The organism is uncultured Streptococcus sp. (genome assembly GCF_963528215.1).
In the GTDB taxonomy this organism is placed as follows: domain Bacteria; phylum Bacillota; class Bacilli; order Lactobacillales; family Streptococcaceae; genus Streptococcus.
Genome location: NZ_CAURVL010000026.1, coordinates 1 through 23,002, shown reverse-complemented (window position 1 = coordinate 23,002; position 23,002 = coordinate 1). Strand labels below are relative to the sequence as shown.

Sequence of the window (23,002 nt, the reverse complement as noted above, 5' to 3'; positions counted from 1 at the left end):
TCGCTAACTTCATCCAAAGTTGTATCCAAAGTTTCCATGTATTCATCCATTTTTGGATGCCAAACCATGAAGCCTGCGCCACGCATATACCAGTGAACTTGGTGAAGAGCGATATGAGCTGTATAAAGGTCTGCCACTACTTGATTAAGAATAGCCTTAGTCTTTGGCAAAGCCTTTTGATTGCTGAAAGTTGCTACGTCAGTTGCTGCACCATTTTTTACTTGTGTCATTGTATTTACCTCGTTTTTATTTATAATGATTCTAATCTTTTTAGATTATGGTTTAATTATAATGTTTCTAAATAAGAAAGTCAAGACAAAAGATTCAAAAAAAGACTTTATTAGAAAAGTTGCAAAATTTCAGAATTTTTCTGTTTAAAATTACGAATAAATAAGTATGATTCATCTATACTTTTTTCTTGTTGGTACCGTCTTTGCCTCATTCCTAGGCTTGGTTATCGACCGCTTCCCAGAGCAGTCTATCATCACTCCCGCTAGCCATTGCAATGCCTGCGGGAAAAGATTGGCACCGCGTGATTTGATTCCTATTTTTTCTCAAGTCATGAACCGTCTTCGTTGCCGCTTCTGTGGAGACAAGATTCCCTTACGCTATTTATTTTTTGAATTTATATTAGGCAGTCTTTTTCTGGCAACTTCGCTTGGTACGATTTCCATCAGTCAACTTCTACTGCTCACTATGGGCTTGATCCTAGCCATCTACGATCAAAGAGAGCAGCAATACCCTTTGATGGTCTGGCTGTTTTTTCAGCTTTCGCTGATGATGGTAACAAGTGTCAATCCTCTCATGTTCTTCTTTTTAACCCTAGGACTTCTAGCCTCCTTTTATAATCTTCGTATTGGCGCTGGAGACTTTCTATTTCTTGCTTCCTGCTCAGCCATTTTAAGTCTGACGGAAATTCTCATTCTTATCCAAATCGCTAGCTTCTCTGGCCTCGCCTGCTTCTGCTTTAAAAAGAAAAAAGACAGGCTGGCTTTTGTGCCTTGTCTTTTGTTTGGTGTGGTGGTGATTATTTCTTATAAATCCCTACTCTTTTACTGAACTGGAACCCAAAGCTCAACTTCTGCATCCATAGGATTCCCGTTTAAAAGTATTTCTAAGATAATTCCATCTTGGTAAAGGGAACTGCTTTCTTCCTCAAAAAAGTTATCCTCCAATTGGTCAAACAGGAGTCTTGATTTATCACCACTGGCTGAACTTACTAAATAATCTTTCTCTGGGACGAGAATGCTTTCGTAGTCTGCCACAGCATTCTTTGCCGCAACTCCTGCGTAGTATTGAATACCATCTTTATGAGGAACAATCAAAGCATAGCCTTTTTTGTCTAGAGAATGGGGCATCAATTTCCCCAGCATTCCTTCTTTAAATAACTGAGCGTAGAACGCTGTCTTCTCTTTAGAATAGTGCTGTTCATGAACCGTAGTTCCTTCTATCAAAATACTCCTGCCAATCAGGGTAAACGATGGTTTGGTTTGATGTTTCATTATATGAACTCCTTTCTTTATGGTATAATCATAACAAAAGTAATATGACATCTATCTGTCATATTTAAGGAGAAAATCATGAAAATTGACCGTCAAATGGGAATCATTTCTCATTTAGTAAATCAACGAAAAACAACAGCTAAAGAACTATCAGAACTTTTTAAAGTCAGCACGAACTATTATGAGAGATATTGATGATTTATCTCTTGCAGGAATTCCTCTCTATGTAATGAAAGGAAAAAACGGAGGAATTTTTCTTATGGAAGACTTTCAAACTGATAAACCTCCCTTGACTCAATCCGAACGACTTTCAATCGAATCCGGTTTAAAAAGTCGCTATCAAGTATTGGAAGATGCCTCTACTTTCAATGCTATATTGAAATTAAATGCTACCAATACATACTCTGATTTCGAAATTGATTTGTCTCTATCTCAAGGGAACTTGGAAATACGAACTTTGATTTTTAAGTTATTGGAAGCTATCAGAGGTAGAGTAAAAATAAAATTTTCCTATATTAATTCACAAGGACTGGTGAGTCAAAAAAATTGTGAGCCTTACCGTATTGTCTATAAGGACCGGAGTTGGTATATGGATGCCTACGATACTGATAAAGCGCGTTTTTCTGTTTTTAAAGTTGCTAGAATTAGTGAACTTACTCTCTCTGATACTTTTTCAAAAAGACATTTTACACCACTTCCCTATGATGGTGGTACATGGATGAATGAAAACAAAGTACCTGTCATCCTACATGTCCAGAAAATTGTCCTTGATCGATTTGTGGAACTCTTAGGCTATAATGCCATAAAACCTATTAATAGCAATATTTACGAGATTACTTATCCTTTAAACGACAATGATTGGGGATACAATACCTTGCTTGCTTTTGGAAAATACATCACTGTTATATCTCCTAAGCATTTCTTGAAACATTTCACCAGCTATATAGATACCATTCATAAGCAATATCCAAACTAATATTCAATCAACATCAAAAATCAAACATTTCTTAAAAATGAATTATACGAAACTTACTTTTTTATGGTGATAAAATTCAAGAACATGGGTCAGGCTCTAGTTCTTATCCAAATCGCTAGCTTCTCTGGCCTCGCCTGCTTCTGCTTTAAAAAGAAAAAAGACAGGCTGGCATTTGTACCTTGTCTTTTGTTTGGTGCTGTGGTTCTTATTTCTTATAAGCTGCTGCTTCTTGGATAAAGGCTGCTATACTGGCGTCCTTTTCATGAAGAGCTTTGACAATCTTGGATCCGACAATGACTCCGTCTGAGACTTGATTGAAGCGGTCAACATCCTCTAAAGTTGAAACGCCAAAGCCCGTCAGTACTGGAATCTCTGCAATAGAACGAAGCTTGCTCAAATGCTGGTCCAAATCATTGCGGTAGCTTCCGCTCTTACCTGTCACACCGTTGATGGCTACAGCATAGATAAAACCTTCAGCTTCCTTGATCAACTCCTGCTGACGTTCTAGTCCAGTCGTAAGGCTCACTAAAGGAACTAGAGCGATATCTGAATCTTCCAGCAGAGGCAGGATAAAGTCCCTATGCTCGTAGGGCAGATCCGGAATAATCAATCCTTTAACCGGTGTTGTAGCCAAATCCTTGATAAAATCTTTGAGACCGTACTGGAAGATAGGATTGAAGTAGGTCATGATGATGAGAGGCAGCTGAGTGTCCAACTTCTGCAAGCTTGCGATTAAAGACTTGGCCGAAGTATGGTGACCCAGACTTCTCAGACCGGCTTCTTCAATAACCGGCCCATCTGCAACAGGGTCTGAAAATGGCAGGCCGATTTCAATGGCTGACACGCCCAAGTTTTCCAAAAATGAGATGGTTTCTGGTAATCCTGTCAAACCTTTCTCATGATCACCAGCCATGATATATGGAAGGAAAATTCCCTTACCTGCTTTTTTGATGGCTTCTAAATGCTGAGTGAGTGTTTTAGTCATGGGCACCTCCTTTTTGAGCAGCTTCACTTTCCAAGCGTTCCTTTACCTGAACGACATCCTTGTCACCACGGCCGGATAGGCAGACAATCATTGATTTATCTGGTCCCAACTCCTTAGCCAGCTTAACTGCGTAAGCAATAGCATGGCTAGACTCTAGAGCAGGGATAATCCCTTCGATACGAGACAGGAGCTGAAAGGCTTCCAAGGCTTCTTCATCCGTTACTGGAACATAAGTGGCGCGCTGGATAGCATTAAAATGAGAATGTTCGGGACCGATGCCTGGATAGTCCAACCCGGCAGAGATAGAGAAAGCTTCCAGAATCTGCCCTTGCTCATCCTGCAAGACATCCATCAAGGCACCGTGTAAAACCCCCGGGCGGCCCTTGGTTAAGGTCGCAGCATGTTCATCTGTATCCACGCCCCGCCCAGCTGCTTCTGTTCCATACATAGCAACTGAGCCATCGTCTACAAAGGGATAAAAGAGCCCAATAGCATTGGAACCACCGCCAACGCAGGCGACTAAAGCATCCGGTAAGGCACCTGCATTTTGCTCAGCAAACTGGCGCTTGGCCTCACGCCCAATCACGCTCTGATAGTCGCGGACAATCTCTGGGAAGGGATGAGGTCCCAAGGCCGACCCCATAATATAGTGAGTATCATCGACCTGAGCCACCCAAGCTCGTAAAGCTGCATTGACCGCATCTTTGAGGACTCGAGAGCCATCGGTCACAGACTCCACCTTGGCTCCAAGAAGTTCCATCCGAAAGACATTGAGGGCTTGGCGCTTGACATCTTCTTCGCCCATGTAGATAGTACAGTCCATGTTGAAAAGGGCTGCAGCAGTGGCTGTAGCTACTCCATGCTGACCCGCACCAGTCTCTGCAATGATTTTCTTCTTGCCCATTCTCTTAGCTAGCAGGACCTGCCCTAGGGCGTTATTGATTTTATGGGCACCGGTATGGTTGAGGTCTTCCCGCTTCAGATAAATCTTAGCACCGCCAGCATAGGCTGTCAGATTTTTAGCAAAATAGAGAGGATTCTCCCGCCCTACATACTGCTTCAGCAACTCATCCAGCTCTGCCTGAAAGGCTAGGTCTTTTTTACTCTCACGGTAGGCTTTGTCCAGTTCCAAAACTGCTGTCATCAGCGTTTCAGGAACAAAGCGTCCGCCAAACTCACCGTAAAATCCTTCTTGATTGGGTTGATTATATGCCATCTTTCACTCTTTCTATAAATTCTGTTATCTTTTCTAAGTCCTTCTGGCCGTCAGTCTCGACCCCGCTTGAGACATCAACTGCGTAAGGAGCGAAGTGCTGAATCGCTTCTCGGACATTTCCTGCATTCAAACCACCGGCGATAAAGAAGGGCTGGTGGATTTGATTCTTGTCAAAAGATTGCCAATCAAAGGTCTGGCCACTACCAGCAAGAGGTGCATCAAAGAGCAGGTAGTGCGCTTGTTGGCTGACATCTTTTAACGCTCCCTTGACCTGATAAGCTCGAATAACCGGCCGGCCAATCTCAGTCAGAAGATCTTCATTAAAATCGCCATGAATCTGCACCAAATCCAGATTTGCCACTGAAATAGCTTCCTGCAGCTCTGCCAAGCCCGGAGAGACGAAAACTCCTACCTTTCGGACAGCAGGCGGCACCAAGGCAGCTAGCTTCTGAGCTTGCTCCAAACTGACCCTCCGACGGCTCTCAGCAAAGACAAATCCAATGTAATCCGCACCAGCCTGGCATGCCGTTTCCACAGCGCTGGCCGTTGATAAGCCGCAAATCTTAACCTTTGTCAATTTTCAGTTCCTTGATTTTTTCTGCTACATCCTCTGCCTGCATCAGGGCTGTTCCGACTAAAACCGCATGGAAATAAGGAGCTACTAGCTCAGCATCTTCCTTGCTGAAAATAGCGGACTCAGATACGTAAACCCTGTCATCTTTGAAATGGGCAGATAGCTGAAGACTTGTATTGATATCTGTCTCAAAAGTGACTAAATTGCGGTTATTGACACCGATAATCCGAGCTCCTATTCTATGGGCAATTTCCAGCTCCGCCAGATTATGGGTTTCGACCAGAACTTCCAAGCCTAAACCTGTCGCAAAATCATAGAGTTCTTGCAGACGCTTTTCAGGCAAGGCGGCCACAATCAAGAGAATAACTGTCGCTCCTGCATTGCGGGCGCGAACAATCTGCTTTTCATCAATGATAAAGTCCTTATTGAGGGTCGGAATGGTCACTTGACTGGAAATCTCTCTCAGGTAATCCAGATGTCCTTTGAAGAAAATCTTATCTGTCAGGACCGAAATCATAGCTGCACCGCATCGTTCATAGGTGCGAGCCTGCTCCACAATATCCACACCGAGATTAATATCTCCCAGACTGGGACTGGCTTTTTTAACCTCAGCAATCAGCTGCAGCTCTTGGGACTTGCTTTTGAGATACTCATAGAGAGAATAGGTCGAGCGCAGGGGCTGCAGCTCTTCATAGGACATAGCCGCCACTTCCTGCTCTTTTTGCTTTAGAATGGTCGGGAGAAATTCTTTGCTCATTTTTGATACTCCTGTAGTTGCTTGAGTTTTTCATAGGCTGCGCCACTAGCAATCACCTGGCGGGCCAAAGCTATTCCTTCTTCTATGCTGTCTGATTTCCCATTAGCATAGAAGCCCAATCCAGCATTCAGAACTGTCGTTTCCAGATAGGGGCTGGCTTGATTTTGCAGGACAGATAGCAGAATTTCTGCATTTTCCTTGGCATTGCCTCCACGAATCGCTTCAAGAGGTATTTCTTCCATGCCAATATCTGACGGCAGAAAGCCGTGCAGGCTGATTTGCCCATTTTCCAGCAGAGCATACTGGGTACGACCATGAAGACCCGCCTCATCAAGACCATCCGGCCCCGACACGACTACTGCACGCTTACGGCCCATATTTTTCAAGACCTCTGCCGTACTCTCTAGCATATCTGGTCGGCTAGTCCCCAAAAGCTGAGTTTCTAGACTCATGGGATGGATAAGCGGACCGGTTAAGTTCATGATAGTGGGAATACCAAGACTAAGACGAGCTGGCATGATGTATTTCATAGCTGGATGCATGTTCTTTGCAAAGAGAAAGACGATACCTGTCTGCTCAAAAATCTTGCCCAAGCTAGTAGCGTCCAAGTCTAGATTGATACCCAGAGCTTCTAACACATCAGCTGATCCTGACTTAGAAGAAATGGAGCGATTGCCGTGCTTAGCCATCTTAATCCCGCCACCTGCCAGTACAAAAGCTGTTGTAGTCGAAATATTGAAGCTGAAAGACTTGTCCCCGCCCGTACCGCAATTGTCCATGGCAGTGCGAATAGTGGTCGGAATCTGCTTAGCGTGGCCTCGCATTACCTGAGCCAAAGCAGTTCGTTCCTCAATCGTCTCCCCCTTCATCTTAAGCCCCAGCAAGAAAGCTACAATTTGAGACTCTGTCACCCGTCCAGTGACAATACGCTCAATCACATCTGTCATCTCAGCGCTGCTTAAATCCTTAAAATCAGCTAATTTTGCAATTATCTCTTTCATACATCCTCCTTTATTTTACTAAATCGATGAAATTCTTGATAGACGACAAGCCGTCCGGCGTGCCAATACTTTCTGGATGATACTGAAAACCATAAATAGGCAGACTCTTGTGCTGGATAGCCATAATCGAGTTGTCATCAGCTGCCCGAGCCGTCACTTGAAAATCCTCTGGCATCTCCTCAATCAAAATCGAATGATAGCGCATGACCGGCTGTCCATCTTCTATCCCTTGATAGATAGGAGATTTGCCCTCAAAGCGCAGAATACTTTGCTTGCCATGCATGACCTTGGGAGCCAAACCTAGCTTTCCGCCAAATACTTCTGCAATGGCTTGATGCCCCAAGCAAATCCCCAAAATCGGCTTTTTACCAGCAAAATCGCGGATAAGCTCTTCCATCCGTCCTGCATCTGCTGGCCAGCCTGGACCCGGAGACAGCACCAAAGCATCCGCTTCTTCTGCCGCTTGATAAAGCCCTACATCATCATTTCGCAAGACTTTAACTTCTGCGAAATTTCCAATATACTGGGCTAGATTGTAAGTAAAAGAATCATAATTATCAATTAATAAAATCATTGCATCTCTCCTATCTTGGTCATTGATTTGGCCTTGTTGATGGTTTCTTGGTATTCATTAGCAGGGATCGAGTCATAAACAATACCCGCTCCAGCTTGAACGTAAGCTCTGCTATTTTTCAAAACCATAGTGCGTATAGCAATGGCAAAATCCATATCCCCTGTCGCAGACAGATAGCCGATAGCCCCCGCATAAACGCCACGCTTTTCCTGCTCCAGCTCATAAATCCGTTTCATGGCTCGAATCTTAGGCGCGCCCGAGACGGTACCGGCAGGCAGGGTGGACTTGAGTGCATCCATAGCTGTCAGTTGAGGCAGAAGCTGACCACGAACCACACTGGTCAGGTGCATGACATAGCGGAAATACTCTACTTCCATGTACTTAGTGACTTCCACGCTGTTATTCTGGGCAATTTTACCAATATCATTACGCCCCAAATCAACTAACATGCGGTGTTCCGCCACTTCCTTCTCGTCAGCCAGCAACTCCTTCGCCAAGGCTTTATCTTCTATTTCATCCTGCCCGCGCGGTCTGGTCCCAGCAATAGGATTGGTCGTAACCTGCCCCTGCTTGACAGAGACCAGACTTTCTGGGCTGGCTCCGATGATCTGATAATCCCCGAAATCATAAAAGTAGAGATAGTTGGAAGGATTGGTCACACGCAGATTGCGATAGTAATCCAGTGGCCTACCAGAATACTCTGCTGAAAAACGCTGACTGAGCACACATTGAAACATGTCTCCCTGCCGAATCAAGCTACGCGCTTCTTCCACCATTTTTTCAAAAGCTGTCTGCTCGATATGACTCTGGAAGTTCAAACTGGACAGTTCCAGCGGTGAAAATTCATCTGCCGCAGGCTGCGCTAGCTCAGCCATGATATGCTCCAGACTAGCAGCCAAATCAGCTTCGCTTCTATTACTGTAGAGCGCCTCCTCAAGGATATAGACCTTGTCTTTTTTATGGTCAAAAACCATATAACTTTCATAGACGAAAAAGTGCATATCCGGCGTCCCAATCACATCAGCTGGAATCTGGCCAATCTCTTCATAGAGGGAAATCATATCGTAACCGACAAAGCCGATGGCTCCACCACCAAAAGGCAGGTCTGAATGATGATCTTTCTTTACTGCTAACTCATGCAGATAGTCCAATGGGTCTGCCTCAATTACTTGCCAGTTCTTTGTTAACTGGCCATTTTCATAGCGGACTTCAAAGACTGGATTATAAGCTAGGATAGAAAAGCGAGCTGTCTCGCTATCTCTCGGAATACTTTCCAAAATCACCTTGTGGTCGCCCTGAATCCGCATATAAGCTAGAATCGGCGATAAAATATCAGCTGGTAAAATCTTTTGCATAATGTTTCTTTCTATTCAAATCAGAAGCGTTTAGGTAGGAGCAATTTGCTAGCCATGACCGCATTTCACAAGAACAGATAGCACCTGTTCACTGTCATAACTTGCTCCAGAACTACAGAAAAACGCCCGCACAGTTCATCCTGTGAGGGCGTGTCATCGCGGTGCCACCTCAGTTATGGAGTTTTCAGGCTCCACATCTCATTTACCTATTTACAGTCATTTAGATCCCTTTTAGTAGAAGGCAGCATACTGGCTCATGGCAAAGTAAGCTAACAAAGTAATAAAAGTTCAACTAAAGGACAAAATTTTGTCTCCAGCAGCCCAATTCATAACTTCTCCTGCCTGTTTACAGCAACCACAGACTCTCTGAAAGGAGGGATGTTACTACTCTTCTGCTGGGTATTTTATTTTCGTTTTTCTAGATAGTCGGCAATGGCTGCCACATCCTTGTCTCCGCGACCAGATACATTGATAATGATGATTTGGTCAGATGACAATTGCGGAGCTCGCTTGATGGCTTCAGCAATGGCATGAGAGCTTTCGATTGCTGGCAAAATTCCTTCCTTTTGTGTCAAGAGAAGCAAGGCATCCACAGCTTCATCATCTGTCGCGGCCACGTATTCTACTCGACCAGAATCTTTAAAGAAAGCATGTTCGGGACCAACTCCAGGATAGTCCAAGCCTGCTGAAATGGAGTAAACCGGCGCCACCTGACCATCTTCAGCAAAGACAGCGTAGGTCTTCATACCGTCCACTACTCCGACACTTCCCTTGGTCATAGTCGCTGCATGCTGGTCTGTGTCAAGTCCACGCCCGGCTGCTTCAACTCCCACTAACTTAACTTCTTCATCCGCCACATACTGAGAGAAGGCGCCGATAGCATTGGAACCACCGCCTACGCAGGCAATGACATAGTCCGGCAAGCGGCCTTCCTTGTCCAAAATCTGCCGACGAGATTCTTCACTAATCACCTTTTGGAACTCATGGACAATGGTCGGATAGGGGTGAGGACCGACAGCCGAACCCAAAACATAGAAGGCTTCCAAATCACTCATCCAAGCTCCAAAGGCTGCATCCACAGCATCCTTGAGGGTTTTGGTGCCTGTTTCCACAGCGTGAACAGTCGCACCCATCATTTCCATGCGGAAGACATTGAGGCGCTGGCGCTCTACATCCTCTGCACCCATGTAGACATCGCACTTCATACCAAACTTAGCTGCTGCCGCCGCAGTTGCTACACCATGCTGACCAGCTCCCGTTTCAGCAATGACTCGGGTCTTGCCCATGCGCTTAGCTAGAAGAATCTGCCCCAAAACATTATTGAGCTTATGCGAGCCCAGATGATTGAGATCTTCCCGCTTCAGATAAATCTTAGCTCCGCCCAGATGCCGGGTCAGACTTTCTGCAAAGTAGAGCGGGGTTTCCCGACCTGAATAATCCGCCAAATAATGCCGGTATTCATTCAAAAATTCTGAGTCTTCCTTATATTTCTCAAAAGTAGCTTCCAATTCATCCAGTAAGGCTTGGATAGGCTCTGGTACAAAGGAGCCGCCAAATTGTCCAAAATATCCTTTAGTTTCTGTCATCTTGATTTCCTCATTTCTTTATTTTCAACCAAAACAAAAGCCCACACACAGAAAAAACTCTGTGTGAGGGCGTAAAATCGCGGTGCCACCTCAATTATGGAGCAAAGTATAAACTGCCTCCATATCTCTATCTTGTCTAACAACAAGCTGCACTGTAAGGTGTGCTCACCGAATTTTTATTGCTTCAAATTCATTTTTTCCATCAGCCCACTTCATAATCTTCCACTGCCTGTTTCCACCAACCACAGGCTCCCTGAAAGTAGAAAAAATTATTACTTTTCTGATGATTTATTTTATTATAGGCCTTTCCCTTTTTCTTGTCAAGAAAAAATTTAATTTTTTCTCCTAAATCCGAACCTTTCTCTCGCTAATCTCTTTTGAAAGCGTCGTCTTGACGATTTTTCCAGATTTTCTGACCAAGCTGAAATGCCCGCCAAGCCAGATAACCACCCAAAGTATTGGTCCAGAGATCATCAATCTCAAAAACTCGATTAGCGTTGATAAGAAGATCCAGCAGAATCTGAGTCACTTCGATAGACAGACTCATCCCAAAGCTCAGCCATACAACCTTCTTGGTCTTCCGCAATTTCGGAAAGAGCCAAAGCAATTGAAAAATTAAGGGCGATAGCAGAAAGATATTGGCTAGATTTTGGATAAAGACCTTGACCAGCTGAATCCAAGAAGTGATCTCTCCAATATTGACAAAGGAATTAAAAGGGATTAACAAAACCACTATTCGACCAAAATACTGGATTCCTGGCGTTTCCATTCCCGGCTCTGGAACTTGAGGAATAAAGCACAGAATGCAAAGCATCAAGAAATAGAGCCAACTTCCCCCTATCAGCAATTTCCGTCCCTTAGCAGTCAGCTCACCGTCTGAAGTCAGATAGTTCTTAAGGCTGAACATTTTCTACCAATGCTTTCTCGCGATCACGCTTCATGGTATTAGAACGCAGCTGGCCACAGGCTGCATCAATATCCGTTCCATGTTCCTGACGAACCACGCAGTTGACTCCGTTTTTCTTGAGGGTATCGTAGAAGGCCATCACGCGCTCTTTGGGACTGCGGCTGTATTGGTCGTGTTCGCTAACGGGGTTGTAAGGAATGAGATTGACATAAGATAGCTTCTTAATGTTCTTGAGCAGCTCAGCCAGTTCCTTGGCTTGCTCTACTCCGTCATTGACTTCATTGAGCATAATGTACTCAAAGGTCACCCGACGGTTGGTCGTCTCAATATAGTATTCGATAGCTGCAAAAAGCTTTTCGATAGGGAAGGACCGGTTAATCCGCATGATGCTAGTCCGCAAATCATTATTGGGGGCATGGAGGGATACAGCTAGATTGACCTGCACACCCTCGTTGGCAAAGTCACGAATCTTATGAGCCAATCCTGAGGTTGAAACCGTGATATGGCGGGCACCGATAGCCAAACCTTTGTCATCATTGACCGTCCAGACAAACTTGAGCACATTGTCATAGTTGTCAAAAGGCTCACCAATTCCCATAACCACAATGTGGCTGACCCGCTCATCCTGACCACGCTCATCAAAATACTTCTGAACCAGCATAATCTGAGCTACAATCTCACCGTTATTGAGATCGCGTTGCTTTTTAATCAAGCCAGAGGCGCAGAAAGTACAGCCAATATTGCAGCCAACTTGAGTGGTTACACAGACAGAAAGTCCATAGTGCTGGCGCATGAGCACCGTCTCAATCAGCATACCATCCGGCAGCTCAAAGAGGTACTTGACCGTACCGTCAGCCGACTCCTGAACAATGCGCTGTTTAAGCGGATTGACGACAAACTGATCATTTAGCTTGGCAATCAAGTCCTTGGATAGATTGGTCATCTCCTCAAAAGACTGGACCCGCTTGCGATAGAGCCACTCCCAAATCTGGGCAGCACGGAATTTCTTTTCTCCCTGAGCTTCCGCCCATTCAATCATTTCCTGGCGCGTTAAGCTATAAATAGATGGTTTCATTTTTCTCCTTTATTCTGGCGAATCACAAAATGGCGATTGCTGTCTTTTGGCTTTTTCTGCCTGTCTTGCTGGGAATTGCTGCGGGAGCGCTTATTGTCCCTTTTAGAACGACTGTCTCGGTCTCGATCGCTTCTACGATTGCGGTTGCTGCCTGAACGGCTATTGCGAGAACGTTTTGACCGACCTTCTGTCTCTTTCTTGCCATGCGATTTCTTATCAAAGGAAGCGCGCTGGGGATTTGGATTTTCCAAGACAAAATAAGCACAGCCGTAGCTGCAGTACTCCAGCAAATAGTCTTCTAAGCGGCTAATCTTCTCATCGCTTTCATTAGCCCGCTCATCCTTGTAAAAACCGCGCAGGCGCAGCTGCTCGTTGCCCCAGTCACCGACAATATAGTCAAACTTGGTGAGAATTTCTGAAAAGCGCTGATGAAAGGCAGTCAAGTCAAAGCCTTCCTTATAGTTCTCAATCAATTCAAACTCGAATTTTTCTGCAACAATCTTGCTATCAATCTGTTTAAACTCTGGTCCTGGGAATTTATTATAATTATACAATTCAGGTGAAATATCTTTACGCATACTCTTCCTTTAACAATCTTGGATAGTTTATCTACAACACTTTATTTTATCATAAATCAGCCAGTATTTCGCGGACTTTTCATCAAAAATACCTTTCTGAAAAAAGTCAGACGATTTAAAGCAGAGAAGACCAACTGATTTTGTCTGTTTCATAAGAAAAGGGAGTGGGAAAGAACTTCAAACAAGTTAAAAAGTTCGTCTTCCCACCCCCGCGCAGTTGATTAGGTCATCTTTGGAGCTTAAAAAGCGAAGTAAGATGCCAATCAACCACTGCGTCATCTATTTTTTCTAATTTAGACTCAAAAGTCTGGACTTTTTGCCCAGACTCCTTACTTGTTCTTTTTCAGATAGTCAATGGCGTCCTGCAGCGTTTTAACTGGAACAATTTTCATATCCGTTTTAATCTTCTTGGCTGTCTCCAGAGCCGTTTGGTAGTTGTTCTTCCCATTAGGCGAAAGCTTCTTCTCTTCCTCTGTAAGTTCATTGTTCGGTGCAAAGAAGATATCTGCTCCGCTTTGGGCTGCTGAAACGACTTTCTTATCGATTCCGCCGATTTCGCCAACTTCACCTTCACGGCTGATGCTGCCGGTCCCTGCAATATCGCGGCCGTCACGAAGGGTCGGATCAGCCAACTGGGTATAAATGGCTAGACTGAACATAAGACCAGCACTAGGACCGCCAATACCCTCAGTTGAAAATGTAATTGGAATATTACTGCTGACTTCCGTCCTGTCTATCAGACTAATCCCAATCCCGTTCTTGCCGTTCTCTAGCTTGATAATCTTGCCGGTTGCCGATTTCTCCTGACCATCTTCTTGGAAAGTCACCTTGACCTTATCTCCAAGCTTCTGCGAGTTGACATACTTGACCAGCTCCTCAGAGCTTTCAAAGGTCTTGTCATTGACACCGGTTACCGTATCAGCAATATTGAGAACTCCTTTGAAGGTTGAGTTATCAGCTACCTGCAGAACATAAACCCCCAAATAGTCCATTTTGATCTCTTTACCAGCTGTCGTCAACCCCTGATATTTGGCCATATTTTGCGATGTTTCCATGTAAAATTGGTTGATCCGATTAAACTCATCGTTCGTGGAGCCACCGGTCATATCCTTGGCGGAATAAATATCTGTAAAAGGAGTCAGCCAAGCATAGACCAGATGTGCAAAGGTTGCCTGCTCTACTCCGACCGTCACAAAATTGTAGGAGCCCGCTTCCTTGTCGGCCTTATTATCAACTATCAAGACCTGACGAACATCCTCGGAACCACCAGGAACTTCTATGTAATAAGGCAGACGAACGTAAAGAGCTGCTATAAAAAAGGCAATAGTGACGCCAATGACCGTTGGCAATATAAACTTCTTAATTCTTTTCATTGTTGATTCTTTCTAATTCTTTGATTACACTTTGGGGCACATAGGCCGCGATATCCTGCTGAAAAGCAATCAGCTCACGAATACGTGATGAACTGATATGCTGATAGACTGGCTTGCTGAGTAAGAAAATCGTCTCCAGCTCTCCTGCTAGTTCATGATTGAAAAAGTTCATATTGGCTTCATAGTCTAGGTCTTGACTATTGCGGAGACCACGTACAAAGGCCTGGACTCCCAGTCTTCTGGCCACTGTCACTGCTAGCTCATTCTGAGAAGTGATGACCTCGACATTATCCAAATGCTGCAGAGCTTCTTTGACCATGCGCTCTCTGGCCTCAATTGTAAAAAAACCTGACTTTTCCCGGTTATAGAAAATCCCTACATAGAGCTTGTCAAAAAGCCTGCTGGCCCGCTCAATCAGGTCCACATGGCCCTTGGTCATCGGGTCAAAAGACCCTGTGAATAATCCTATCTTATCTGACATATACCGTCACCTTTGAAATTCCATATATCTTCTGCTTCCAAATGCCCAGCCCTGCAATTTCCTCCGGCAGCTCTACTTCCTTGTCTGTCTCACAGACTACCAGAACATCTTGACTCAAGAGCCGACGCTCCTCCAGCTTCTCAAGGTCCTCCACAATCTGCTCCTTGGCATAAGGCGGATCTAAGAGAACCAAGTCAAAAGCTCCCGTCAATATTTCCAAGACTCGGCCAGACTCCATCTTGAGCAAGTCAAAACGTTCCGGATCCTTGGTCATCTGAATATTTTCTGAAATGATAGCCTGAGCTCTGCGATCCTTTTCGACTAAGACAGCTGTCTCCATACCTCGCGAAAGAGCTTCAATAGCCAAACTCCCGCTCCCAGCATAAAGATCCAGCACCCGACCGCCATCAAAATAGGGACCAATCATATTAAAAATCGCCCCCTTAACCTTATCGGTCGTAGGCCTAGTCGTCTTGCCATCCAAAGTCTTGAGGGGCCTGCCCCCGTATTTACCTGCAACAACTCTCATAAAAAACATTATAACACACATCGCACAAGAGGCCAATTTTTTGAAAACTGGACAGATAAAAAACAGAAGTCCCCCAAAATTAGAGACTTCTGTTTTCTTTTAGTTTTAGTAAAAAATCAATTAATTCAGGCTGACAGTCTGCCTTATCCAAGATTAACCCCATTGACCGGCCAACCATAATGTAAAAGCTCTCCGGCTTATCCAGAATTGCCACAATATCTTGATAGTCAAATCTGGCATTGTTATTCCGATTAACGACACGAAAGTCCGTCTCATAGAAGTTAAATTCCTGCTCCAAATCATGCCAGAGAGGGTTGCCTCTATAAAACTTTTTAATATGTCGATTCATAGACAGGTAGTAAAGAAAAGGAAGTACAGCCACAATAACAAGAAAAGCTACGCCTTTCAAAGGTTCTCCGATAAAAAAATAGATTGCGCTGCATATCAGCACTGCTATCTCAGGGAGAATCAGTGAAAAGATGCCATTCTTTTTATACCAAAAGTTGGTCCAAGCGAAACGGCGGTAGGCTTCTTCTGTCATGATCGTTTTTGCTGTCATAGGAAACATCTCTCTACCTCCAAGCTAGATTCTTTCCTACAGTTTACCACATTCTTGCTCGGAATGAAAATACTCAATAAAGAACTTGCTTTTCTCAATTTCATCTGGTATACTATATGTAACTTTTAAAACGTTACATAGAAGGTGCAATATGTTTTCTCATGAAAAATTAAAAAAACGCCGGCTGGAGCTCAATCTGACACAGTCTTCCATTTACCAAGAGCTAGGCATCTCTCGAAAGACTTACTCAGCTTGGGAAAATGGCCTAGCAGAGCCCCATGCAAAAAATCTCAGGAGGTTGGCCACCTGTCTCAAGGTCCAGGAGAACTACTTTGTGGATGAGACCAGTGCGCTCTACATCTACCCTTTACTAACTCCACCACATAAAAAAGAAGTAGACCAGCTCGCTAGTCGGCTCCTAGAGAGACAGCGTAAAGTCAGATCTCTTACAGCCTATAAAGTTCTATCCGTTGAGTTGGCTGCAGGTCGCGGTCACAGTTATTATGACAATGAAACAGACTACGAAACTGTCTACTTTAATCAAGATATCCAGCACGATTTTGCATCCTGGGTCTCTGGGGATTCGATGGAGCCCAAGTATCCCAATGGTTCTGTTGCCCTTATGAAACAGACAGGATTTGACTACGATGGGGCAGTCTATGCTCTTATGTGGAATGGCAAGACCTATATCAAAAAAGTCTACCGCGAAGCCGAAGGCCTACGCTTAGAATCTATCAATCCTGACTACGAGGATCTCTTTGCTCCTTATGAAGACCAGCCTAGCATTGTTGGTATCGTAGTCGGACATTTTCTGCCGATTGAGGTGTAAGTTATGGTCCTATTTGATTATTCACGCGAGCCTCGTTCAGACATCGCTTTTGTGGATATGAAAAGTTTTTATGCCTCTTGCGAATGCATTGCCCTCGGCCTTGACCCTTTAAAAACCTCGCTCTGTGTCATGAGCCGAATTGAAAATTCTGCTGGACTGATACTAGCCGCCACCCCTCTTTTTAAAAAAAATTTCGGCAGCCAGAATGTCAGCCGAAGCTATAATCTTCCTTTTGATGTCCACACCCGTAAGTTCAACTTTGCTGCTGCCCGCAAGCAGGGACTGCCTATTACAGCAGATTATGTGCGTTTTATCGAAGACGCTGCCCAAAAGACCCTACTGGTCCCCCCTCGGATGAACTACTACATCCAGAAAAACATGGAAATCCAAAAGATTTTCCAGGATTTTGCGGCTCCCGATGATATTTTCCCCTACTCAATTGATGAGGGCTTCTTAGATTTGACAAGCTCTATCAACTACTTCATTCCCGATCAGACACTGGACCGCAGGACCAAACTAGACCTGCTGGCTGCCCGCATTCAACAGGCTATCTGGAAGAAGACTGGGATTTATGCCTCTATCGGCCTGAGCAACGCCAATCCTCTTCTCGCCAAGTTAGCCTTGGATATTGAAGCGAAACACACAAAAAAGATGCGGGTCAACTGGTCCTATGAGGATGTTCCAAGTAAGGTCTGGACTATTCCGACAATGACAGATTTTTGGGGCATCGGCCACCGAACGGCCACCCGTCTTAAGAAGCTAGGCATCCACTCCATTTATGATTTGGCTCACTTTAACCCCGATATTCTCAAAAAAGAAATTGGAGTCATGGGTCTGCAGCTTTGGTTTCACGCTCACGGCATTGATGAAAGCAATGTTCACAAGCCTTATCAAGTCAAGTCACATGGCCTAGGGAATTCACAAATTCTTCCACGAGATTATAGACGACAGGCAGAGATTGAGCTGGTTTTCCGAGAAATGGCTGAGCAGGTCGCCATTCGGCTCAGACGGTCTGGTAAGAAATGCCAGCGTGTCTCCATCTATGCCCGCTATTCCAAACAGGAGCGCCTGCCTTCCATTCATACACAGAAAAAAATTGAGCCTACCAATAACAGCGATCGACTGGCTCAAATCGTAGTTCAGCTTTTTCGTTCCAAATATCAGGGCGGGGCTATTCGACAGATTGGCGTTTTTTACAGTGACTTTGTCGATCAGGGATATGGTCTGATTTCTCTCTTTGATGATCCTCTGCAAATTCAAAAAGAAGAGGAGCTCCAGCTGACGATTGACCACATCAGAGATCGCTTCGGTTTTACCTCTCTGCTTAAAGGAAATGCCTTGCTGGACTCCTCCCGTGCTATTGCTCGAAGTAAGCTAACCGGTGGCCATTCTGCTGGAGGGTTGGAGGGCTTATCATGACCGACCGCTCTTATCTCCCTTATCAGTCGGCTCGTGACTTTCAGGATCGGGGTATGGCTAAGTGGGCAGGCTTTTTCCTCTCTGAGCATAGCACTGCTCTAGCCAAAAAAGAACTAGATATCAGTCGCCTGGCCCAGCTTGACAGACAGGAGAAATTCTACTTGCTCAATCAAGCTTACAGCCAGCAAATTCCCATACGAATCACCTTTCTTAATCAGGGAAAGCTGACCGACATTACTGCTACCGTCTTTCATCTAGACTGCAAGCAGATCCTTCTGCAGGAAGGCGACTATTACAAAGGCCTTGCTATTCATCAGATTCTTTCGATACAAGCTTCAGGAGGCACAGATGACTACTCAGAATCTACATGAGGAACTTCAATTTGATTATTTTTCCCAGAATTACTATCAATTTCAAGAGGATTTTTATCAATTTTCCAATCTTCCCCAGCCTCTGATGGTCATGGAAGATGACATCCTACTCCACATGGCCAGCCGCCAGGTCACTCATTTCAAACTTTCCAAGACCAAAAGTTTGGACAAGAAGGACCATTACTTCCACTTTACCGTCAGTCGCCCAGACCAAGCAAACCGACTCTGCATTTACCACTATCAAGGCCAAACAGAAGATATAAATCAATGAGCTCCCAAACTAAGTCTGGGAGCTTATTGTATGGAGCTGGCCATCTACTAGAATTTTCTCAATTCTTTCTTGCTTTAAACCAGGGAATAATATTAAAGATTTGAGCCAGCTATATTCGAACCTGAGAAACGCCATTCTTTTTAGGTTATATACCTAGTTTATTTGTATAACTTAATTTCAGATTAAAAACACCCCAATCGTTAGATTTTCTGTCTAACTTTTGGGGTGCAAGTCATGGCAATTTGTCTTTTTTAACTGTTTCAAGATTTTTACAAGAATTATTCATCAAAAAGTCCTTGCAAACCGGCGAAAGGATTGTTCTTCTCTTTTTGAGCTACCTGGGCTGCAGCGAATTCTTCTTCCGTCATGACCTGCCAATCTTGCCCAGACAGAAAGCCTTGACCGGCTTCTTCCTCAGCTGTTAGGATTTTCAGCGGGATATTCATCAGGATATTATCAGCTACACTCTCGGATACATTAATCTCGCCATTTTCAATCGGCAGCACCAAGTCCTGATCAATCATATCCTGCGATGCGGTCTGTCCTTCTTCCATGAAAATTTCGTTGACTAGATAAGACTCCTTGAGTTCCACTGGCTCCATACTGCGACTAGACGTTAAAGTAATAGTATAAGACAGGTCATAATCCAGAAAATAGAGACCGTCTTCATATTGAACCTTGCCTTTGGCTACAATATCCTGAACATCTAAAATCTCAGGATTGCGCTCTTTTAACTCCTCTGCCAAGTCCAGCTTTTTCTCAAAGGCTAGTCCATCTGGATTCTTCCGAATTTCTTGAATATGCAACATAAGTTCCTCTTTGTTTTTTTCTTTTATTATATCATGTTTGGGCGCTCCGCTGTTATTGAAAATTATTTTGTTATAATAAATTGCAAGGAGGGAAGACAATGGAACATCTAGGACAGGTTTTTAGATTTTTTCGCGAGGCTAGGCATATCTCTTTATCCGAGGCGACTGGCGGAGAATTTTCAAAATCTATGCTCTCTCGCTTTGAAAATGGGCAGAGCGAACTTTCGGCACAGAAACTTTTTAGCGCTCTCAGCGCCATCCACACGGAAACCGAAGAATTTACCCTTGCAGCCGGCATCCAGAACCATCACTCTCACAAGGAACTCTTAAGCCAAATCCAAGACCTGTTGCAAGCCAATCAGCTTAACCTCTTAGAAGAACTTTATCTGGAAAAAGAAAAAATCACGCGAAAAAGTAAGAGCGCTAGCGATTGGGTTGAATGCCTGATTGTAAAGGCCTATCTCTGTGCCCTCAAGGAGTCTGAAAAGGCTAGCCAAGAAGAGCTGGATTTCCTGCATGATTACCTCTTTTCAGTTGATATTTGGGGGCGCTACGAACTCAATCTATTCTCTGTCTGCACTCCGGTTTTATCTCTAAACTTGTTTTCCCAATACACCAAAGAAATCCTCTCAAGAAAGGATTTCGCAGCCTTGTTTGCCAACAATCGCAACACCCTGCACACTACTTTTCTTAATGGTTATCTTCTGGCCATCGGTCAGGAAAACATCACCCAGGCAGACTATTTCCAACAAGTCATTGAGCGACACTTTTACGAAGAAAATGAGATATACTTCCGAATTGTCTATCTCTTTGCTCAGGGCGAGCTCAGATGTTTGAAAGGGCAAACAGAAGAGGGAATCACTCAAATGAAGCAAGCTGTCGATATTTTCCGAATCTTGAACTGCCCACATAGCGCCAACTACTATCAAGAAGCCCTTGATACCGCTTTTCAAAAATATAGTAAATAATGCAAATCTCCACTTTTAAACTCAGCGATGTTGAGTTGGGAAGTGGTTTTTTTGATGCAAAATACACTCCAAATTACTCATTTTAACAATTACACTCAAAAAAACGTTGAATATATGCAACATTTCCTGTGGCTTAGATTTTCTATTTTATACTAAAAACAGAAAGAGCTAGCGCAAGTCACTTTCAGAATTTTACCACTTACTTATGATACCTAACCAGTTGCCGAAAAGCCCTTGTTTTTGGCTTTAAACGGTCTATAATGGTCATCAGAAAGAGAAAAAAAGCTAGATTACAGATGTGCCCAGTCAGCTTTTATACACTCTTGTCGTTTAGAAAAGGAGTCTACGATGAAATTATTCTTTAAAAATGGGGTCTATGCCTCACTCAGCCTTTCCCGGATCTTCAACACCTTGGGAGCTTCTATTTTCAATATCGTTTTTGTGGTATTTGCTTCCAGCATGCCCAATCCCAAGTTTGCCATTGCTGTGGCTAATTTTATCGTTCTAGTTCCGACATTCTTTACTATCTTTGCCGGCATCAAAGCTGACAAGACCGCTCATAAGGCTCGTTGGCTGATTCATTTTGGTTATCTGCAAGCCCTGCTCTTTGTCCTTGTTGCCTTCATGACTCGCTCCAGCTCTTATCTAGCCTTTTCAGCCGTCTGCTTGATGAATATTCTTTCAGATATCATCAGCGATTATCGGAGCGGTCTCCAAATGCCGATTTTAAAAAAGAATGTTTCAGAGAAAGACCTTATGGAAGCTTTCTCTTTTACCCAGCTTATCAGCTTTCTTTGCAGCCTGGCCGGACAAGCTTTGGGAGTTTGGCTCCTAACCGTCAGCCAGAAAGACTTTTTCCTAGTTGCTTTGGTTAACGCTTTGACCTTTCTTCTATCCTCCACCATCCTCTACCTAGTCCGCCGCCGATTGACCCATGACCCCGTCGTAATTTCTGAGAAAAAAGCTCCTCTGAAAGAAGAATTGAAGAAAATGTACACATCGTCCAAGCTGATCTTTGAGCAGGATGGTTCTAACAATTTTCTCAAACTGCTGGCTCAAATCCTAGTCGTCAACGCTATGGCAGGTTCTCTTATAGCTCTTTATAATCTCTACTTGCTGGACAACCCTATCTTCCAGCTGTCCTTTAGCCAGTCGCTCTTGGTTCTTCAGACGGCTCTTGTCCTAGCCATGGTCATCGCCAGCCTGACTCCCAACGATTACTTTAGCCGTCTCTCTCTAAATCAACTAACCCTCTGGGCTGCTCTTACCATGATTCTGCTTGCTGTCAGCAACTTCTTGCATCTGCCTGTTTTCGTCGGCATTGCTTTTGGATTTTTACTAGCTTATATTTCCGGCAAGATAAACCCCAAAATCAACACCCTCTTACTGAGCAAGTTGTCTTCTGATGTTCTCGCTCAGACTTCCAGCTTTCTGAATCTGCTCTTTTCTTTCTCCGTTCCTCTAGGAACTATGGTCTTCAGCAGTCTAGCCCTCTGGAATATGAACGCTAGCTGGCTCATCTTCAGCTTTATAGGTGTGATTGCTCTGCTCCTATCTATTGAGAAAAAGAAAGATGTTAATGAAAGATGATAGCTTCAATCTTGTTTCTAAATTTATTCTCCCAGAAGACAGCAAAAAACGATAACTTCCAAATAAGAAGTTATCGTTTTTGTCTATTAGAAAGCTAAAGATTAAGTTTCATTTAGCCTATTCTATTGCTTTTAATTCCAGCCGAAGCGTCTGCCTCTACCATTGCGGTCAAAGTACATCCAGCTTCCATCTTCCAGCTGAATCCATTTATTGCGCGCCATTTCACCTGAATTGGCATCAAAGTAACGGTTAGCACCATTGACATAGACAACCTTACCTTTGACTTGCTTGCCATTTTGGTCGAAGAAAAGGGTTTGTTGGCCAATCTGCTGCAAACCAGTCACTGCTTTACCAGTCTGATCGAAGTAATACCATTCGTTCTTGGCACCTTCAACAAACTTGTTGGCTACCATTTCACCGGAGTTGGCATCGAAGTAACGGATACTCTTGTCTGCAAGTGTCACGATTTTACCTTTGACTTGCTTGCCATCTTGGTCAAAGTAAAGTGTTTGTTGGCCAATCTTCTGAAGACCTGTCACTGCTTTACCAGACTGATCAAAGTAATACCATTCGTTCTTGGCACCTTCTGCAAACTTGCCGACTGCCATTTCTCCTGAATTAGCATCGAAGTAACGGATAGATTTATCAGCCAGAGTTACTACTTTACCTTTGACTTGCTTGCCATCTTGGTCAAAGTAAAGTGTTTGTTGGCCAATC

26 protein-coding genes, 1 pseudogene and 1 other annotated feature are annotated in these 23,002 nt (G+C 44.0%); of the genes and pseudogenes, 8 read left to right on the top strand and 19 right to left on the bottom strand.

Features of this window, described 5'->3' with window-relative positions:
* Window positions 1-230 (bottom strand): ferritin-like domain-containing protein (locus RWS24_RS08985; RefSeq protein WP_049542173.1); only part of this gene is annotated, 230 nt, incomplete at its 3' end.
* A 166-nt stretch (window positions 231-396) separates the two neighbouring features.
* Here RWS24_RS08985 and RWS24_RS08980 point away from each other — a divergent pair.
* Window positions 397-1,059: a prepilin peptidase gene (locus tag RWS24_RS08980; protein WP_314366820.1), complete on the top strand. Its 663-nt coding sequence runs from the start codon at window positions 397-399 to the stop codon at window positions 1,057-1,059.
* On the opposite strand, the gene RWS24_RS08975 is transcribed toward RWS24_RS08980, so the two are convergent.
* Window positions 1,053-1,502, bottom strand: a complete 450-nt coding sequence (locus tag RWS24_RS08975) for an effector binding domain-containing protein (protein ID WP_011836639.1) — start codon at window positions 1,500-1,502, stop codon at window positions 1,053-1,055. The genes RWS24_RS08980 and RWS24_RS08975 overlap by 7 nt on opposite strands.
* Before the next feature lie 78 nt (window positions 1,503-1,580).
* Here RWS24_RS08975 and RWS24_RS08970 point away from each other — a divergent pair.
* Window positions 1,581-2,478: pseudogene (locus RWS24_RS08970) on the top strand (helix-turn-helix transcriptional regulator).
* Window positions 2,479-2,683: 205 nt separating this feature from the next.
* On the opposite strand, the gene trpA reads toward RWS24_RS08970, so the two are convergent.
* From trpA to RWS24_RS08890, 15 genes are all read right to left on the bottom strand, one after another.
* Window positions 2,684-3,463 carry a tryptophan synthase subunit alpha gene (gene trpA, locus RWS24_RS08960; protein ID WP_314366819.1) on the bottom strand — a complete coding sequence of 260 codons (780 nt, stop codon included), beginning with the start codon at window positions 3,461-3,463 and terminating at the stop codon, window positions 2,684-2,686.
* Window positions 3,456-4,679 (bottom strand): tryptophan synthase subunit beta, encoded by a 1,224-nt coding sequence (gene trpB / locus RWS24_RS08955; RefSeq protein ID WP_314366818.1) that lies wholly within the window; start codon window positions 4,677-4,679, stop codon window positions 3,456-3,458. Before trpB (RWS24_RS08955) ends, trpA begins: the two co-directional genes overlap by 8 nt.
* The gene (locus tag RWS24_RS08950) at window positions 4,669-5,256 is read right to left on the bottom strand and encodes a phosphoribosylanthranilate isomerase (RefSeq protein ID WP_314366817.1); all 588 of its coding nucleotides are present in this window, start codon (window positions 5,254-5,256) and stop codon (window positions 4,669-4,671) included. Before RWS24_RS08950 ends, trpB (RWS24_RS08955) begins: the two co-directional genes overlap by 11 nt.
* Window positions 5,243-6,010 (bottom strand): indole-3-glycerol phosphate synthase TrpC, encoded by a 768-nt coding sequence (trpC, locus tag RWS24_RS08945; protein ID WP_314366816.1) that lies wholly within the window; start codon window positions 6,008-6,010, stop codon window positions 5,243-5,245. Before trpC ends, RWS24_RS08950 begins: the two co-directional genes overlap by 14 nt.
* Entirely contained in the window at window positions 6,007-7,011 is a 1,005-nt protein-coding gene (gene trpD, locus RWS24_RS08940) for an anthranilate phosphoribosyltransferase (RefSeq protein ID WP_314366815.1), read from the bottom strand. The genes trpC and trpD overlap by 4 nt, the downstream gene beginning before the upstream one ends.
* 10 nt (window positions 7,012-7,021) lie before the next feature.
* Window positions 7,022-7,585: an aminodeoxychorismate/anthranilate synthase component II gene (locus RWS24_RS08935; protein WP_314366814.1), complete on the bottom strand. Its 564-nt coding sequence runs from the start codon at window positions 7,583-7,585 to the stop codon at window positions 7,022-7,024.
* Window positions 7,582-8,940, bottom strand: coding sequence for an anthranilate synthase component I (gene trpE, locus RWS24_RS08930; protein ID WP_314366813.1), 1,359 nt, complete (start codon window positions 8,938-8,940; stop codon window positions 7,582-7,584). Before trpE ends, RWS24_RS08935 begins: the two co-directional genes overlap by 4 nt.
* A 404-nt stretch (window positions 8,941-9,344) precedes the next feature.
* The gene (gene trpB, locus RWS24_RS08925; RefSeq protein WP_314366812.1) at window positions 9,345-10,526 is read right to left on the bottom strand and encodes a tryptophan synthase subunit beta; all 1,182 of its coding nucleotides are present in this window, start codon (window positions 10,524-10,526) and stop codon (window positions 9,345-9,347) included.
* 62 nt (window positions 10,527-10,588) lie between these two features.
* Window positions 10,589-10,824: a binding site (T-box leader), on the bottom strand.
* A 69-nt stretch (window positions 10,825-10,893) separates the two neighbouring features.
* Complete coding sequence (locus RWS24_RS08920) at window positions 10,894-11,433, bottom strand: VanZ family protein (RefSeq protein ID WP_314366811.1); 540 nt, start codon at window positions 11,431-11,433, stop codon at window positions 10,894-10,896.
* Entirely contained in the window at window positions 11,420-12,508 is a 1,089-nt protein-coding gene (gene rlmN / locus RWS24_RS08915) for a 23S rRNA (adenine(2503)-C(2))-methyltransferase RlmN (RefSeq protein WP_314366810.1), read from the bottom strand. Before rlmN ends, RWS24_RS08920 begins: the two co-directional genes overlap by 14 nt.
* Entirely contained in the window at window positions 12,505-13,086 is a 582-nt protein-coding gene (locus RWS24_RS08910) for a YutD-like domain-containing protein (protein ID WP_314366809.1), read from the bottom strand. Before RWS24_RS08910 ends, rlmN begins: the two co-directional genes overlap by 4 nt.
* Before the next feature lie 329 nt (window positions 13,087-13,415).
* Entirely contained in the window at window positions 13,416-14,459 is a 1,044-nt protein-coding gene (locus RWS24_RS08905) for a SepM family pheromone-processing serine protease (RefSeq protein ID WP_314366808.1), read from the bottom strand.
* The gene (coaD, locus tag RWS24_RS08900) at window positions 14,446-14,940 is read right to left on the bottom strand and encodes a pantetheine-phosphate adenylyltransferase (RefSeq protein WP_004187932.1); all 495 of its coding nucleotides are present in this window, start codon (window positions 14,938-14,940) and stop codon (window positions 14,446-14,448) included. The genes RWS24_RS08905 and coaD overlap by 14 nt, the downstream gene beginning before the upstream one ends.
* Window positions 14,930-15,478 (bottom strand): 16S rRNA (guanine(966)-N(2))-methyltransferase RsmD, encoded by a 549-nt coding sequence (gene rsmD / locus RWS24_RS08895; RefSeq protein ID WP_314366807.1) that lies wholly within the window; start codon window positions 15,476-15,478, stop codon window positions 14,930-14,932. Before rsmD ends, coaD begins: the two co-directional genes overlap by 11 nt.
* Window positions 15,479-15,548: 70 nt before the next feature.
* The gene (locus tag RWS24_RS08890; RefSeq protein ID WP_314366806.1) at window positions 15,549-16,037 is read right to left on the bottom strand and encodes a YcxB family protein; all 489 of its coding nucleotides are present in this window, start codon (window positions 16,035-16,037) and stop codon (window positions 15,549-15,551) included.
* 142 nt (window positions 16,038-16,179) lie between these two features.
* Here RWS24_RS08890 and RWS24_RS08885 point away from each other — a divergent pair, with 142 nt between their 5' ends.
* From RWS24_RS08885 to RWS24_RS08870, 4 genes are read left to right on the top strand one after another with little or no spacing between them, the layout of a single operon-like run.
* On the top strand, window positions 16,180-16,857 hold the full coding sequence (locus tag RWS24_RS08885; protein WP_314366805.1) for an XRE family transcriptional regulator: 678 nt from the start codon (window positions 16,180-16,182) through the stop codon (window positions 16,855-16,857).
* Window positions 16,858-16,860: 3 nt separating this feature from the next.
* A complete protein-coding gene (locus RWS24_RS08880) occupies window positions 16,861-18,276 on the top strand; it encodes a Y-family DNA polymerase (protein WP_314366804.1) in 1,416 nt (471 codons plus the stop codon).
* Window positions 18,273-18,647: a hypothetical protein gene (locus RWS24_RS08875; RefSeq protein ID WP_314366803.1), complete on the top strand. Its 375-nt coding sequence runs from the start codon at window positions 18,273-18,275 to the stop codon at window positions 18,645-18,647. The genes RWS24_RS08880 and RWS24_RS08875 overlap by 4 nt, the downstream gene beginning before the upstream one ends.
* Complete coding sequence (locus tag RWS24_RS08870) at window positions 18,625-18,918, top strand: DUF5960 family protein (RefSeq protein WP_314366802.1); 294 nt, start codon at window positions 18,625-18,627, stop codon at window positions 18,916-18,918. Before RWS24_RS08875 ends, RWS24_RS08870 begins: the two co-directional genes overlap by 23 nt.
* A 278-nt stretch (window positions 18,919-19,196) precedes the next feature.
* Here the strand turns inward: RWS24_RS08870 and RWS24_RS08865 are convergent, their stop codons facing one another.
* The gene (locus tag RWS24_RS08865; protein ID WP_314366801.1) at window positions 19,197-19,727 is read right to left on the bottom strand and encodes a DUF177 domain-containing protein; all 531 of its coding nucleotides are present in this window, start codon (window positions 19,725-19,727) and stop codon (window positions 19,197-19,199) included.
* A 98-nt stretch (window positions 19,728-19,825) separates the two neighbouring features.
* Between RWS24_RS08865 and RWS24_RS08860 the strand changes: the two genes are divergently transcribed.
* Together RWS24_RS08860 and RWS24_RS08855 are read left to right on the top strand one after the other, a co-directional pair.
* Complete coding sequence (locus RWS24_RS08860) at window positions 19,826-20,695, top strand: XRE family transcriptional regulator (RefSeq protein WP_314366800.1); 870 nt, start codon at window positions 19,826-19,828, stop codon at window positions 20,693-20,695.
* A gap of 348 nt (window positions 20,696-21,043) precedes the next feature.
* Window positions 21,044-22,285: a transporter gene (locus tag RWS24_RS08855; protein ID WP_314366799.1), complete on the top strand. Its 1,242-nt coding sequence runs from the start codon at window positions 21,044-21,046 to the stop codon at window positions 22,283-22,285.
* A gap of 131 nt (window positions 22,286-22,416) precedes the next feature.
* Here the strand turns inward: RWS24_RS08855 and RWS24_RS08850 are convergent.
* Window positions 22,417-23,002 (bottom strand): N-acetylmuramoyl-L-alanine amidase family protein (locus tag RWS24_RS08850; RefSeq protein ID WP_399553775.1); only part of this gene is annotated, 586 nt, incomplete at its 5' end.

Bases quoted from the DNA above. Each gene is read 5' to 3' on its own strand.
- RWS24_RS08980 (WP_314366820.1), top strand. From the start codon at position 397: ATGATTCATCTATACTTTTTTCTTGTTGGTACCGTCTTTGCCTCATTC.
- RWS24_RS08975 (WP_011836639.1), bottom strand. From the start codon at position 1,502: ATGAAACATCAAACCAAACCATCGTTTACCCTGATTGGCAGGAGTATT.
- trpA (WP_314366819.1), bottom strand. From the start codon at position 3,463: ATGACTAAAACACTCACTCAGCATTTAGAAGCCATCAAAAAAGCAGGT.
- trpB (WP_314366818.1), bottom strand. From the start codon at position 4,679: ATGGCATATAATCAACCCAATCAAGAAGGATTTTACGGTGAGTTTGGC.
- trpC (WP_314366816.1), bottom strand. From the start codon at position 6,010: ATGAGCAAAGAATTTCTCCCGACCATTCTAAAGCAAAAAGAGCAGGAA.
- trpD (WP_314366815.1), bottom strand. From the start codon at position 7,011: ATGAAAGAGATAATTGCAAAATTAGCTGATTTTAAGGATTTAAGCAGC.
- RWS24_RS08935 (WP_314366814.1), bottom strand. From the start codon at position 7,585: ATGATTTTATTAATTGATAATTATGATTCTTTTACTTACAATCTAGCC.
- trpE (WP_314366813.1), bottom strand. From the start codon at position 8,940: ATGCAAAAGATTTTACCAGCTGATATTTTATCGCCGATTCTAGCTTAT.
- trpB (WP_314366812.1), bottom strand. From the start codon at position 10,526: ATGACAGAAACTAAAGGATATTTTGGACAATTTGGCGGCTCCTTTGTA.
- RWS24_RS08920 (WP_314366811.1), bottom strand. From the start codon at position 11,433: ATGTTCAGCCTTAAGAACTATCTGACTTCAGACGGTGAGCTGACTGCT.
- rlmN (WP_314366810.1), bottom strand. From the start codon at position 12,508: ATGAAACCATCTATTTATAGCTTAACGCGCCAGGAAATGATTGAATGG.
- RWS24_RS08910 (WP_314366809.1), bottom strand. From the start codon at position 13,086: ATGCGTAAAGATATTTCACCTGAATTGTATAATTATAATAAATTCCCA.
- RWS24_RS08905 (WP_314366808.1), bottom strand. From the start codon at position 14,459: ATGAAAAGAATTAAGAAGTTTATATTGCCAACGGTCATTGGCGTCACT.
- coaD (WP_004187932.1), bottom strand. From the start codon at position 14,940: ATGTCAGATAAGATAGGATTATTCACAGGGTCTTTTGACCCGATGACC.
- rsmD (WP_314366807.1), bottom strand. From the start codon at position 15,478: ATGTTTTTTATGAGAGTTGTTGCAGGTAAATACGGGGGCAGGCCCCTC.
- RWS24_RS08890 (WP_314366806.1), bottom strand. From the start codon at position 16,037: ATGTTTCCTATGACAGCAAAAACGATCATGACAGAAGAAGCCTACCGC.
- RWS24_RS08885 (WP_314366805.1), top strand. From the start codon at position 16,180: ATGTTTTCTCATGAAAAATTAAAAAAACGCCGGCTGGAGCTCAATCTG.
- RWS24_RS08880 (WP_314366804.1), top strand. From the start codon at position 16,861: ATGGTCCTATTTGATTATTCACGCGAGCCTCGTTCAGACATCGCTTTT.
- RWS24_RS08875 (WP_314366803.1), top strand. From the start codon at position 18,273: ATGACCGACCGCTCTTATCTCCCTTATCAGTCGGCTCGTGACTTTCAG.
- RWS24_RS08870 (WP_314366802.1), top strand. From the start codon at position 18,625: ATGACTACTCAGAATCTACATGAGGAACTTCAATTTGATTATTTTTCC.
- RWS24_RS08865 (WP_314366801.1), bottom strand. From the start codon at position 19,727: ATGTTGCATATTCAAGAAATTCGGAAGAATCCAGATGGACTAGCCTTT.
- RWS24_RS08860 (WP_314366800.1), top strand. From the start codon at position 19,826: ATGGAACATCTAGGACAGGTTTTTAGATTTTTTCGCGAGGCTAGGCAT.
- RWS24_RS08855 (WP_314366799.1), top strand. From the start codon at position 21,044: ATGAAATTATTCTTTAAAAATGGGGTCTATGCCTCACTCAGCCTTTCC.